Source organism: Actinosynnema sp. NPDC050801 (assembly GCF_040673975.1).
GTDB lineage: Bacteria > Actinomycetota > Actinomycetes > Mycobacteriales > Pseudonocardiaceae > Actinosynnema.
In genome coordinates this window covers 38,772-52,192 of sequence record NZ_JBFAQZ010000015.1, presented here as the reverse complement: position 1 = coordinate 52,192, position 13,421 = coordinate 38,772, and the positions used below count along the sequence as shown (strand labels likewise).

10 protein-coding genes are annotated in these 13,421 nt (G+C 71.5%); 3 read left to right on the top strand and 7 right to left on the bottom strand.

The window, feature by feature from the left end:
* Positions 1-4 precede the first annotated feature (4 nt).
* Positions 5-448, top strand: a complete 444-nt coding sequence (locus AB0K14_RS28605) for a hypothetical protein (RefSeq protein ID WP_360464516.1) — start codon at positions 5-7, stop codon at positions 446-448.
* Here AB0K14_RS28605 and AB0K14_RS28600 read toward each other — a convergent pair.
* A complete protein-coding gene (locus AB0K14_RS28600) occupies positions 429-1,277 on the bottom strand; it encodes a hypothetical protein (protein ID WP_360464519.1) in 849 nt (282 codons plus the stop codon). The two genes, AB0K14_RS28605 and AB0K14_RS28600, sit on opposite strands and share 20 nt — an antisense overlap.
* Positions 1,278-1,359: 82 nt before the next feature.
* Between AB0K14_RS28600 and AB0K14_RS28595 the strand changes: the two genes are divergently transcribed.
* Complete coding sequence (locus AB0K14_RS28595; protein ID WP_360464522.1) at positions 1,360-2,313, top strand: helix-turn-helix domain-containing protein; 954 nt, start codon at positions 1,360-1,362, stop codon at positions 2,311-2,313.
* A 117-nt stretch (positions 2,314-2,430) separates the two neighbouring features.
* On the opposite strand, the gene AB0K14_RS28590 is transcribed toward AB0K14_RS28595, so the two are convergent.
* The 4 genes from AB0K14_RS28590 to AB0K14_RS28575 all read right to left on the bottom strand — a co-directional run bounded on the left by AB0K14_RS28590 (position 2,431) and on the right by AB0K14_RS28575 (position 9,080).
* Positions 2,431-4,272 carry an RICIN domain-containing protein gene (locus AB0K14_RS28590; protein ID WP_360464525.1) on the bottom strand — a complete coding sequence of 614 codons (1,842 nt, stop codon included), beginning with the start codon at positions 4,270-4,272 and terminating at the stop codon, positions 2,431-2,433.
* A gap of 366 nt (positions 4,273-4,638) precedes the next feature.
* Entirely contained in the window at positions 4,639-5,961 is a 1,323-nt protein-coding gene (locus AB0K14_RS28585) for a cellulose binding domain-containing protein (RefSeq protein WP_360464528.1), read from the bottom strand.
* Between the two features lie 145 nt (positions 5,962-6,106).
* Positions 6,107-6,313, bottom strand: a complete 207-nt coding sequence (locus AB0K14_RS28580; protein WP_360464531.1) for a hypothetical protein — start codon at positions 6,311-6,313, stop codon at positions 6,107-6,109.
* Between the two features lie 625 nt (positions 6,314-6,938).
* Positions 6,939-9,080, bottom strand: a complete 2,142-nt coding sequence (locus tag AB0K14_RS28575; protein WP_360464534.1) for a glycoside hydrolase family 36 protein — start codon at positions 9,078-9,080, stop codon at positions 6,939-6,941.
* A 180-nt stretch (positions 9,081-9,260) separates the two neighbouring features.
* Here AB0K14_RS28575 and AB0K14_RS28570 point away from each other — a divergent pair, with 180 nt between their 5' ends.
* On the top strand, positions 9,261-10,256 hold the full coding sequence (locus tag AB0K14_RS28570) for an acetylxylan esterase (RefSeq protein ID WP_360464537.1): 996 nt from the start codon (positions 9,261-9,263) through the stop codon (positions 10,254-10,256).
* On the opposite strand, the gene AB0K14_RS28565 is transcribed toward AB0K14_RS28570, so the two are convergent.
* A complete protein-coding gene (locus AB0K14_RS28565) occupies positions 10,214-11,293 on the bottom strand; it encodes a LacI family DNA-binding transcriptional regulator (protein ID WP_360464540.1) in 1,080 nt (359 codons plus the stop codon). The genes AB0K14_RS28570 and AB0K14_RS28565 overlap by 43 nt on opposite strands.
* 46 nt (positions 11,294-11,339) lie before the next feature.
* A complete protein-coding gene (locus AB0K14_RS28560; protein ID WP_360464543.1) occupies positions 11,340-12,971 on the bottom strand; it encodes a cellulose binding domain-containing protein in 1,632 nt (543 codons plus the stop codon).
* Positions 12,972-13,421: the final 450 nt, after the last annotated feature.

Here is a 13,421-nt window from a genome sequence, read left to right as displayed (position 1 = left end):
CCGGATGAGCGTCGAGGCCCGTACCGGATATCGAGTGCGGCGCAACGTCGTCGTGCCACTGCCGGTGATCGTCGCCACGGGGCCCTGGCAGGCCGTCCCGCGGGCCCGGATCGCGGCGGCCGGCTGCCGGTCGCCGCCGACTCCCGGACCGGTCTCGCCGGAGCGGGGCAACCCGCGGGTCTTCTCGCCGGCCCGGGACGCTGACCACGCCCGCGGCCCGGTCGTCGCGACGGCCGGGCAGCTCGTGACCGCGTCGGCGACCACCCGGGCCGCGCGGTTCGGCGGGCACGGTGCCCTGACCGTCGCCCGGTACCGGGCGCCCGGCTTCGCCGGTGGGTTCCGAACCGGCACCGGAGGGTTCTCCCGGCTGGGGGTCGGGGGAACCCTCCCCTGCGCCACGACACTTCCCGCCCGCGTGGCGCGCCGCGTCAGCCCACACCGGGGATGAGCTCCGTCCGCAGCTCGTGGCTCGCGTCCGGCAGCCGGGCCTCGTAGTAGAGCCGGCACCCGCCGTCCAGGAGCCGCAGGACGTCCACGTACCGGACGTCCACCACCGGCGCGTCCGGCACGGCGACCAACCGGCCGCCGACCGGCGCGGCCAGCCCGGTGCGCTCGAACCAGTTCTCCGCCGGGGTGGCGCGGCCGTCGTAGAACGCGCGGCCGTCGGGCAGCACCGCGGTCAACCGGGCACCGCGGGCGTCCCACTCCCCCGGTCGGCCGCTCAGCACCGTCCCGTGCCACGTCCAGGTGAGCCCGTCGGCGCTGGTCGCGTACGCGGTGCTCATCCGGTCCTCCTCGCCCGGGACGTCCAGGGCGTGGCAGCAGATCCACGCCTCCCAACCCCCGGCCGTGCGGCGCACCACCGGGTCCTTGACGGCCGTGACCGGGTCACCGGAGAAGATCCGCGTGATCGGCGCGAGGGGCAGGGCCCGCAGCGTCGGCGCCTCGACGGCGTCGATCCACCACCGCGACGTCCCGGGCTCCGCACAGCAGACGTAGAGCCGCCACGCCCCGCTCTCGGTCCGCACCAGCGCGGGCCGTTCGAGCATGGAGGCGCCGAAGCGGTCCCTGGTGATCGTCGCGACCGTGGTGAAGTCCTCGCCGTCGGCCGACCGCGCGATGACGTTGTGGTCGCCGTCGCCGCGCACGCGGTAGGCGAGCACGAACGAACCGTCGTCGTCCAGCAGGGCGCACGGAGCACCGGCCCACTGGTGCGGACCGGCGCCCGGCGCGGGCGCCACGACGGTGTAGGGGCGATTGCCCGGGAAGTAGCTCATGACGGCAAGCCTGATGCCGCGGCGCGGGCCCGGTGAGTGGCAGGAATGCCAGGGTTCCGGAGGTTCCTGCCATACTGGTGGCGTGATCCGGAACGTGGTGGCCGTGGTCGGGGAGCGGGCGGCGGTCTTCGAACTGGGCCTGGTGTGCCAGGTCTTCGGGCTGGACCGCACCGACTGCGGGCTGCCCGCCTTCACCTTCGAGGTGTGCGCTCCCGTGCCCGGCCGGATCCCGACGACCTCGGGCTTCGCGCTGGACGTCGAGCACGGCCTGGACCGCGTGGCCGCGGCCGACGTGGTCACCGTGCCCGCCTGGGACGTCGACGCGCCGGTGCCGCCGGAACTCGCCGACGCCCTGCGCGCGGCGGCCGACCGGGGCGCGCTGGTGGTCTCCGTGTGCACCGGCGCCTTCGCGCTCGCGGGGGCCGGGCTGCTGGACGGTCGCCGCGCCACGACGCACTGGCAGTTCGCCCGACTCCTGGCCCGACGCCACCCGCGGGTCCGGGTGGACGCGGACGCCCTCTATGTCGAGGACGGCCCGGTCGTCACCAGCGCGGGCGCGTCCGCGGGCATCGACGCGTGCCTGCACGTGGTGCGGCGGGAGTTCGGCGCGGAGTCGGCCAACGCGCTGGCCCGGCGGATGGTGGTCCCGCCCCACCGCTCGGGCGACCAGGCCCAGTACGTCGAGACCCCCGTGCCCGCCCGGGCCGACCACGACGACCTGGCCCGGCTGTTGGACTGGGTCCAGCAGAACCTCGACCGGCCGCTCCCCGTCGACACCCTGGCCGCACGCGTGCACATGTCTCCGCGCACGTTCGCCCGCAGGTTCCGCGCCGCCACCGGCACCACGCCACACCGCTGGATCCTCGACCAACGGCTGAACCTGGCCGAACGGCTGCTGGAGACCACCGAGCTGACCGTGGACACCGTCGCCGCCCGGGCGGGCCTGGGCAGTCCGGACACGCTGCGGCACCACTTCACCGACCGCCGCGGCATCACACCGACCGGCCACCGCCGGGCGTTCCGGACAGTGCGCTGAGTTGCTGCGCCGGCGCCCTCGACCCGTGGTGGATCAGCCAGCCGGCCGCGGGCCGGTGGTTCTGCCCGACCCCGTCGCCGACGGGTGCGGGGTCGGGCAGAACCGCCGCGTGCGGGTCTAGCGACCGGGCAGTCGCCAGGTCTGGTTGAGCGGGCTGCCCTGGGTCACGGGGTTGCAGGTCCACTGGTGGACCAAGGCGCCCTGCGCGGTGGAGATTCCGCTGACGTCGACGCACTTGCCGCTGTGCCGGGCCACGAGCTGGTGGTCGTCGGGGTCGTTGCCGGCGTAGGTGACCTTCCGCAGGGTGAACTGCTGGTTGGCACCGCTGTTGCAGGCCCACTGGATGACCGCGGCGCCGTCCGCGGTGGACGCCGCGTTGACGTCCAGGCACTTGCCCGACTGCTGGTTGACGACCCTGTAGGTGTCGGCGAGCCCGGCCACCGGGGCGAAGCTCCACCGCTGCTCGTCACCGGTGCCGCAGGTCGACTGCCGCTGCTGGGTGCCGTCGGCGGTGCTGCGGTTGGGGTTGGTCAGGCACTGCTGCGAGTGCTGGGCGACCGCGGTGGACTGGAAGGAGCCGTCACCGGGGCCCGAGGGCGGCAGGACCGTGATGGTGAACGAGTCGTCGACGTTGGAGTGCGGCAGGTTCACGGTGGTGGCGTTGCCGGACAGGGTCACGATCGTGTTCAGCACGGTGACCGGGCCCGAGACCGCCCCGCCGCCGTTGTGCGGGATGCGCTCGGCGAGCACCCGGACCTGGTTGTTCACCACGATGCCCTCGGTGGCGTCCAGGCGGCGGAGGTTGACCGCGATGTTGCCGGTCGTGCGCCCACCACCGACCAGCACCTTGGCCTCACCCGGCGCCTTCGTCGCGAACGCGTCGTAGTTCTGGCTGGGCGTGACCGAGGCGATCTGACCGGTCTGGGAGCCGTAGAACCGGTAGACCCACCACTCGCCCTTCGGCTGGTGCCGGCCCGCCGAGTCGCGGACCAGCAGGTTGCCGAGGTCGTTGTGCAGGTTCCCGGCGCTGGCCCAGTTGGCGCGCAGGCCGTCGGCTCCGGCCCGCTCCAGTCGGGCGATGTACCAGGAGCCGTCGCCCGGGTTCTGCTCGTTGGACGCGCCGTACTCGTTGATCTGGTACGGGCGCGGGTGCGGGATGCCGCGCGCGTCGAGGGTGGCGTTGGCCGTCGCCACGTTCGCGACCGGGTCACCCGGCAGGGAGTGCCAGCTGATGATGTCGGGCACGACGTTGTTGGCCTTGACGAAGTCCAGGTACTGCGTCCACCACCCGGAGGTCGACGGGACGCACGCGCAGCTCGGACCGACGATCAGGTGCGTGGGGAACGCCGCCCGGATGCGCTGGTACGAGCGCCGCCAGAGCTCGAAGTACTGCGCCTGCGGGCGGTTCCAGAACAGCGTGATGTTGGGCTCGTTCCAGATGTCCCACTGCACCGGCGCCCCGGTGGCCCGCACGTCGTTGATCAACCGGGTGAGGAAGTTGTCGTAGTCGGTCCAGTTGCCGTTGTCGCCCGGGAACCGGGAGATCGGGTAGCCGTCGGCGCCCCACAGGTCGTGCGGCAGCAGGACGAACTCGCCGCCCAGCGACCGGGTGCGCAACAGCTGGGCGCGGGTCGCGTTCCACCTGCGGTCGTACTTGCCCGACACCCAGCCACCGGGGCTGTCGAGCTGCGCGCCACCGGCACGCATGTACCGGAACTTCACGTCGCGGAAGAAGTTGTCCGCGGGCGCCGAGGCGTCCTCGGACATGCCGTAGATCCAGCCGGACGCCCGGTAGGTCGGGGAACCGCCCGCCACGGAGAAGTCGACCGCGATCGACTCGTCACCGGCCTGGGCGGGCCCGGACATCGTGATCAGGGACGACGCGACCAAGGTGCCGACGGCGAACAGGCCGGCGAGGCCGCGGCGACGAGGGCGCCGCCTCGGGTTTGTGGTGTCCACAGGAGACTCCTGGTGCAGGGTTGGTGGCCGCGGTTCCCGGACTCCGTCGTGGATGCGGTCGGCCCAGGTCGATCGGACCAGAGATGAGGTCGAACCGATTCGAGTGACAGGGGTCACCGTACGCGCAGTCCTGCCAGGGATGCAACGGTTGTCCGGATCGTCGCAGGCAGCATCGACCGAACCGGTTCGACAACGCGAAGACGAATGGCCGAGCGCAAAACCGCAGGAGCCGCCGTGCGGTCGGCCGGCGCGGGCTGGTTGCCCGCACCCGGCCGATCCGCAACGGCGGCTCCCGCGGTGGTGTTCTGGCGGAACCCGTGGCGCGGGCGCCGGGCCGGGTCTACCGGCCGAGCCCGCGCCGGTGGGTCAGGCGACGGTGCAGGCCGCGCCGTTGAGCGTGAACGACGACGGTTCGCCGGTGTTGCCGGTGTGGGTGGCCTGGAACCCGATGCTCACCGACCCGCCGGGTGCGATGGTGCCGTTGTAGGCCACGTTCCTGGCCGTGACCTGCCCCGACGTGGGCGAGTAGGAGGCGTTCCACCCGGAGGTGATCGCCTGCCCGCCGGGCAGCGCGAACGCCAGCGACCAGCCGCTGACCGGCGTGTCGGCGGTGTTGGTGATGACGATCTCCGACGTCAGGCCGGAGTTCCACGCGTTGATGGTGTCGGTCACCTTGCAGCCGTCACCGGGCGGGTTCGTCGTCGTGGTCGTGGTGGTCGTCGTCGTGGTGGTGGTCGTCGTGCTCGTGGTGGTCGTCGTGGTGCCGGGGGCGCCCTGGAACTGCGAGATGAACTTCCACGCCTCGCCCTTGGTCCAGGTCCGGATGCCGCTCTCGGTGTAGGTGCCGTCCACGGGACCGGGCATGTGGCCGTTGTCGAACGCGGCCCACTGCACCGGGTAGCCCGCCCGGCACGAGTACGTCGTCGTGATGTGGGACATGCTGCCCTGCGCCGGTTCACGCGGGCTCTGCGGCGAGCAACCGTTGTTGGCGACGAACTTGTCCCGCAGCGAACGCCCCATCGAGATGTTGAGCACGTTGTCGGTCAAGCCGTGCATGCCGAAGTAGGCGATCGGTTGGGTACCACCGCTGCACCCGCTCAACTGGGCGCCCGCGTACACCACCACGGCCCGGAACACCGTCGCCCGGGCACATGCGAGCGCGTAGCTCATGCCGCCGCCGTAGCTGAAGCCCATGGCGAACCGCAACGCCGTGTCGACGCACAGGTCGCTCTCGATCCGCCTGATCATGTCGTCGGTGAAGGTGACGTCCTCACCACCGGAGTTCGCCCAGCCGTTGCCCAGGCCCTGCGGAGCGACCAGGATCGCGCTGTTGTTCGACTGCTCCTGCATCCCGTAGTACGACCACGCGGTCCCGCTGGTGCCACCGGAGGAGACGTCGTTCATCGTCCCGCCCCGCCAGTGGAACCCGAAGATCAACCGGTACGGACGCGTGTTGTCGTAGCCGTCCGGCACGCGCAGGATGAAGCTGCGGCTCTTCCCGCCGCTCTGGATCGTGTGGCTGCCGCTGCGCAACGTCGGCGCCTTGCCGCAGCCTGCGCTCGACGCGAGCGCACCGACGTTCGAGGCCGGCGCGGTCTCGCCCAGCCCCCCGCTCAACGCCGTGCCGGTCGCCGCCGCGGTGAGGAGCACCGCGGCGAGCGCGGGCCCGAGAAGCCTACGCGTGATCATCAAGGACTCTTTTCTGCCGTTCGGACATCGAGTGCGTGGGTGGGCGGTCACCGCGGAGGCCGACCACCCGGCGGCGGCGGAAGTGATCAGGTGCGTCCGGTCGGCGCGGGACGTCGTCGTGGCGTCCCGCGCCCGGATCCGCGTGTCAGCAGGGGGAGTTGGTCTGGGTGGGCAGGCCGGGTCGCCAGGGCAGGCGGTCGTAGTCGCCACCGGCGTTGGGGTCCGTGCCCTGGTAGAGGAAGCGGAGGTGGCGAGGGCTGATCTCCATGAGCACGGACGGGGCGCCCACCGGTGGGAACGCCGCGACGGCCGGCTTGGTCCGCCTCGACCTGGGACGTCGTGACAAGAGCATGGCTTTCGCCTTCCTGAGGTGATCGTGCCGGGACCGGCTCACGGGCTCGTGCGGCGATCGGATCGCGGGAGGTGCACCGGATCGACCCGCGCGGACAGACCGTCCTCAAAGGAGGGTTGAGCGCCGGGGAACCGGGCCGGCCCGGGGGCGGGCACCAAGCCGGGTACGACCGGCCGACGACACCAGGGCTCACCGCGACGGGTCGACGGGGAGAGCGCGGAGGAGGGGTGCGCGGCTGACGCGCACGGCGCAGGAGGCGATCGCATCCGTGTCCCCATCGTCGTCGTTGACGGACGGTCGCGGCGGAGTTGCCCGACCGACAGGGTCGAAAGTTTCGATGCAGAGACCACTACTTTCGGAGTCAATCTAGCCGGCACCCCGGCGGTGGTCAACGCTCAAGGGAGCTAAAACTGTTAGCGCTCACTTTCCGCTGTTCACCGCGTTGTTGTCGAATGCCATCGACTGACCTCGGAAGATAGGCAGTGATCAGATAGCGCGTTCGGAGTGACTGCACGGTTCAGGTCAATGAACAAAGACTGCACGACAAGCAGAATTGTTAGCGCAAACACGACGGGTCGCGGTGTGCTGCGGACGCGGTAATCCCCTACCGCGACGCGACGCGCGGCTACTCGGCGTCCGTCGCGGAACGCCTCAGGCGCAACAACACGGCCGACGGCGCCGCCGGCATGGTGAGCGCGAGCTCGGCCCTGTCGGGGTGCCACGTCGTGACGGCCTGAGTGGCGCCCGGGTAGAGCACGTCGACCACGACGTCCGCGCCGCGCAGGTGTGGCAGGCGCAGCGTCGCGGTGTCCTCGGTGCCGGGCCGGCGCCACGCGCTGAGGTAAGTGGTGGCGGGTGCGTGCAGGGCGAGGGCGATCCACGGGTCGTCCCAGGCGGGCAGTCCGAGCGGCCAGGCCGGCACGGCCCGCGGCAGGTCGGCGCGGATGTCCTTGTACACGGTCACGGCCTCGTGCACCAGAGCACGGGCCTCGGGGCCGAGTTCCGTGATCCGCCCGGACAGGTGCACCCGCCCGAGGAGTGCGTTGACCATCGTGAAGGCGATTTCGTCCAGCGAGTCCTCCGGCCGCGGGTAGGCCCAGACCGCGCCCTGCTCCGGGGTCACCGCGGTGGGCGCGGCGGCCGCGATGGGCGCGTAGAGCACCAGGTCCTCCTGGTCGCTGGTGGACTGCAACTGCAGCCGGGACAACAGCGCGTGGTCCATCCGCATGCCGCCGGAAGCGCAGTTCTCCACGACCAGGTGCGGGTACCGGTCCAGGACGCCGTCGAGCCAGTCCAGCTGGGCGCGGTTGTGCCCGAGCAGACCGGCGCCGGGGCTCTCGCCGGGGTGGCCACCGGTGCCGACGCCGACGTCGACGTTGTGGTCCAGCTTGAGGTAGCCGACGCCCCACTCGCCGACCAGGCGGTCCACCACACCGTCGAGGTGGGCGCGGGCGGCGGGGTGGCGCAGGTCGAGGTGGTAGCGGCCCGATTCGACGACGCGCACGCCGTCGCGCCGGAAGAACGCCTCCTCGGGCAGCGCGTCGGCAACCGTGCTGCGGACCCCGATCACCTCCGGTTCCAGCCACAGACCGGGGACCAGGCCGCGTTCCCGGATGCGGTCCAGCACGTCGTGCAGACCTCCCGGTCCGGGGAAGCGGGAGTGGGACGCCTCCCAGAGCCCGACGGAGTCCCACCAGTTCTCGGCCTCTTCGGCGTACCAGCCGGCGTCGATGACGAAGTACTCCGCACCGGCGTCGGCCGCGGCGTCGACCAGGGGCAGCAGCTTGGCGGTGGTGGGGTCGCCCATCAGGCAGTTCATGTAGTCGTTGAAGATGACCGGCAGGCGCTCGTGGTCGGGGTGCGGTCGACGCGTCGCACGGCGGTAGTCGGTCAGCGCGGCGAAGGCGACGTCGGTCCCGCCGTCGGAGCTGAACGCGAGGGACGCGGGCACGGTGCGGAACTCCGCGCCGGGTTCGAGGGCGTGGCGCCAGCCGTGGTGGCCGTCGCAGGGGCCGAACACCGCCAGGTAGGCGGAGTCCTCGCGCTCGCCGCACTCCCAGCGCCAGCCGCCCCCGTTGTGCTCGACCTGCCACACCCACGCCCGACCGGTCCGGCGGTCGGCCAGACCACCCATCGGCAGGTGGCCGCAACTGGACCAGGCGCCCTGGCCGGCCAGCACGAACGCGCCCCGACCGTTGGCCATCCGCACGCGCCGGGTGAGGGCCGGCGAGGTCAGCCGCAGCGGTCGGCGCTGCCAGCGGCACTCGGCGAACCAGTCGTTGTCCGCCCACAGCAGGTCGGCGTCGTCCAGCGCAGCCGCCCGCGCCGGCGTGAGGCCACCCACCGCGAGTGAGCTGACCGCCTGGAGGTGCAAGGTGGTGTCGCCCTCGTTGCGCAGGACGACCTCGCCGCGCAGCGCGGGGACGCCGTCCGGCGAGCCGTAGACCACCTCGGCGACCAGGCCGGTGTCCGGGTCGCCGAGTTCGACGGCGAGCCTGTGCCAACCGTCCTCGTGGGTCGAGCGGTGCGTCCGGTAGCGGAGCCGCTCGCCGATCGTGGAGTGGATGAAGCGGTTGCCCGACCACCGGCGGCCGTGGCCCACCGCCGTCACGGCCACCAGCGGCACCGCCGCGCCCGGCTGGTGCTCATCGGTGGCGTCACCGGGCGAGCCGAGCCGGGCCAGCCGGATGACGCCGTCCTCGGTGAGGTCGAACTCGGCGGCCAGGGTCTCGTGGCCCCACCGGATCGTCTGCGGTTCGTCGGTCACGGTGCATCCCCGGTGTCGAAGCGCTTGACCTGTCGCGTCGAGACTAACCACGCGCATGGACCTCCAACAAGGGCCACAACAGCGCGAAAAGCCGTTGCTGTCACACGATTGACATTCGCGGCGGACGCGTGCGAACGTCGAAGCGCTTCACCCCGCCCGTGCACCACCGGAGGACTCCCCATGCCCCTGACGGACTCGCCGCACGACGAACTGGTCCACTACCGCCCGGACTCCAGCCCTCCGGAGGACTTCGACGCCTTCTGGGAGCGCACCCTCGCGACGGCACGCGCCCGCGGCGGGGCGGTGGAGGTCGAGCGGGTCACCGACCGGCACCTGCTGCGCACCGTCGACGTGGACGACGTGCGGTTCCCCGGCTGGAACGGCGACCCGGTCGCCGCCTGGCTGCTGCGCCCGCGCGGCGCCGAAGGCCCGCTGCCCGTGGTCGTGACCTACATCGGCTACAGCGGAGGTCGCGGACTGCCCACCGACCACCTGCTCTGGTCCGCCGCGGGGTACGCGCAGCTCGTCGTCGACAGCCGCGGGCAGGGCCACGACACCCCGGACTCGACGGAGGGTCCCGGCACGCAGTGGGCCGAGGGCTTCATGACCCGCGGCGTCGACTCCCCCGACCACTACTACTACCGACGCCTCATCACCGACTGCGTCCGGGCGGTGGACGCGGTCGCCGACCTGCCCGGGCTGGACCCCCGGCGGGTGATCGTCACCGGCGGGAGCCAGGGTGGCGGTCTCGCGCTCGCGGTCGCGGGGCTGGTGCGGGACGACGTGGCCGCGGTCCTGCCGGACGTGCCCTTCCTGTGCCACTTCCGCCGGGCTGCGGAGATCACCGACGAGGGTCCGTACCCGGAGCTCGCCAAGTACCTGCGCTGGCACAGCCGCGAGCACGTGGAGCGGACCTTCGCCACGCTGTCCTACTTCGACGGCGTCCACTTCGCCCAGCGGGCGACGGCGCCGGCGCTGTTCAGCGTCGGCCTGATGGACCCGATCTGCCCGCCCTCCACGGTCTACGCCGCCTTCAACCACTACGCGGGCGACGAGCGGACGATGACCGTGTGGCCCTTCGCCGACCACGGTGGTGGCTACGGTTCCAACACGGCCGTGCAACTGGCCTGGCTTCACGAGCGCGGGTTCACCGCCGCGGCGGACGCGTCCGCCTGACCCGACACCCGGTCGAGGCGTCCGCTCGACGGCGGGCGGACGCTGTCGCGCTCCACCAGGGTCGGTGCGATGGTGCGCTGCCAGTCGCCGACCTCGCGGTCGCCGACCTGGGCCAGCAGCAGGTCCAGCGTTTCCCGGGCGACGGCGTCGAAGTCCGGCCGGACGGTCGTCAGCGCCGGGATCAGGTAGCCCGCCTCCGGCACGTCGTCGAAGCCGACCACGCTCACGTCGTGCGGCACGCGCCTGCCGTGCTCGCCCATCGCACGCAGGATGCCGAGCGCCAGGTGGTCGTTGGCCGCGAAGACCGCGGTCACCTCGGGCATCCGCGCGAGCTCCTGCCCCGCCCGGTACCCCGCCGCCGCGCTCCAGTCCGCGGGCAGCGGCGGCGGCGCCTCCAGACCCGCGTCGGCCAACGCCGACCGCCAGCCGCGCACGCGACCCGCGCTGTCGAACCAGTCCGGCGGACCGGACACGTGCCACACCGTGCGGTGGCCCGCGTCGAGCAGGTGGCGGGTCGCGGCGTAGGCGCCCGCCGCCTGGTCGACGGTCACCAGCGGGGTGGACCGCTCCGGGTCACCGTCCACCATCACCAACGGCACGCCGGGTGGGATGGCGTCGATCGCGTCGCTCACCGAGGCGGTGGGTGCGATGACGACGATGCCCGCCACCCGCTGGTCGCGGTGCCACTCCAACGCGCTCGTGACCGACTCGCGGTCCGCCACGTCCACCCGGTGCGCGGTCACCACGAAGCCCACCTCGGCCGCCGCCTGCTCGAACGCCGCCACCAGCGAGACCGGCCCGTACAGGGTGGAGTTCTGCGCCACCACGCCGATCAGCTGCGAGCGCCCCGTCACCAGGGCGCGGGCCAGTCGGTTCGGCCGGTAGCCCAGCTGGTCGATCGCCGCCCGGACCCGCATCCGGGTCTGGTCCCGGACGTGCGGGTGCCCGTTGAGCACCCGCGACACCGTCTGGTGCGAGACCTGGGCGAGCCGGGCGACGTCCGCCATCGCCGGCGGGTTGAAGGTCCTCTTCCCCACTACCGTCCCATCTACGTGGTGCTCGCGCGCTGCTCCGCGGCGGCGGTCAGGCGCTGGTGCAGGTCGCGCCGTTGAGGGCGTACGAGGCCGGCTTGGCCGCGTTGCCGGTGTGGGTGGCCTGGAAGCCGATGGAGACCGACGCCCCCGGCGCGATGCCGGCGTTGTAGGAGACGTTCCGCGCCGTCACCTGCCCTGAGGACGGCGAGTAGCTCGCGTTCCAGCCGGAGGTGATGGTCTGACCCCCGGGCAGGGCGAACGCCAGCGACCACCCGTTGACGGGCGTGGACCCGGTGTTGGTGATGGTGATGTCCGAGGTGAGGCCGTTGCCCCAGGCGTTGGTGGTGTTGGCGACGCGGCAGGAGTCGCCCGGCTGCGGGGTGGTGGTGGTGGTGGTGGTGGTCGTCGTGGTGGTGGTGCTCGTCGGCATACCGGAACCCTTGGCCAGGTAGACGACGGTGCCGTGGGCCGGCACGGAGGCGGAGATGCCGTCGCTCCCACTGCTGACCGCGTTCGTCCAGGCGTCCCGCAGGGTGATCGACACGCCTTCCAGGCCGACCTGGTAGCCGGCGGTGGAGATCGTGGTCGTGGTGGAGCCCTGGTTGAACAGGGCGATCGCGACCTCGCCGTTGTACAGACGTTTCGCCAGCACGCGACGGGTGCCGTCGTTGGAGATCTGCACGGCCTGCAACCCGAGCGGGTCCTGGCTGATGGCGATGAGGTTCGGGTTCTTCAGGATCGTCTGCGTGGCGGCGTCCATGTTCCGCAGGTCGTTGCCCGCGATGAGCGGCGAGGCCATGATCGCCCACAGCGCGAAGTGGCTGCGCATCTCCGTGTCGTTCATGCCACCGCGGCCGACTTCGAGCATGTCCATGTCGTTGAACGACCCCGGCTTGGCGTAGGAGGCCAGTGGCACGGTGACGTTGACGATGTTCTGGATGCCCATCGGGTAGCCGTTGGTCTGCCCGGTGTCCCACTTGTTGGTGATGTCCTCGGTGGTGCGCCACATGTTCGACACGTCGCCCCAGTTGCGCCGGGGCCCGGTCTTGTCGTGGATGCTGTTGGAGTTGATGCTGTAGACGATCGGGCGGCCGGTGGCGCGCAGCGCGTCGCGCATCTTCGCGAACGCGCGCACCTGGTCGTCCATCGACCCGGTCGGCGAGCACCAGTCGTACTTGAGGTAGTCCACGCCCCACGCGGCGAACTGGCGGGCGTCCTGCTCCTCGTGGCCCAGCGCCCCGGTCGAACCGGGGTAGGAGTTGAAGTACTGGGCGCATGTCTCGGTCAACGGCGCCTGGTAGATGCCGAACTTCAAGCCCCTGGCGTGGATGTAGTCGCCGAGGGCCTTCATGCCGCTGGGGAACCGGCCCGGGTCGCCCTGGAGGTTGCCCGCCGAGTCACGGTTCGGGTTCATCCAGCAGTCGTCCACCACCACGTACTGGTAGCCCGCTTCGCGCATGCCGGAGCTGACCATGGCGTCGGTCATCTGCCTGATCAACGTCTCGTTGATGTTGCAGCCGAACGTGTTCCACGAGTTCCAGCCCATCGGTGGGGTGCGCGCCACGCCGTTGTCCAGTGCTCGGGCGGAGTCGGTGTTCAGCACCGTCACCACGCTCGCCGCCACCAGCAGGGCCGCGGACGTGACGAGCGCGAGGCGATGCCGCCGGGGTAGGTGTGCCATGGTTATCGGTCCCTTCGCTGTTCGGTGTCGTGGCTCGCGCGACGCGCGGCGGCCCAGCGTCGTTCGACAGACACCGGCAGGGTCGGGTCGCGGCCCGCTGGGCGACCCCGATTGCCAGTCGAATGTAGCGATACGCGATTCGACCGGTCAAAGCTAAATATGTGAGCGCTAACTTTAGCTACCGCTCCCCGGACTGCGTTGCGCAACTTTTCGAAAAAGCCTCATAAACACAGTTCAAGTACTACCACAGCGCTTAAACTGCTCCATTCAGCTCAATTGACCGCACATTTTTCACGGTTAGACCTTGTGAGCGCGAACAATGGGGTGCGACACTCCTGGCACCAGCTCGCGGATCGCGCCGACCACACCGTGCGCCGTTTCGCGAAGCACCGGCCCGCGCTCACACCGCCGCGACGCTCGCGCGCCGCCCGCACCCGGCGACACGGCGAC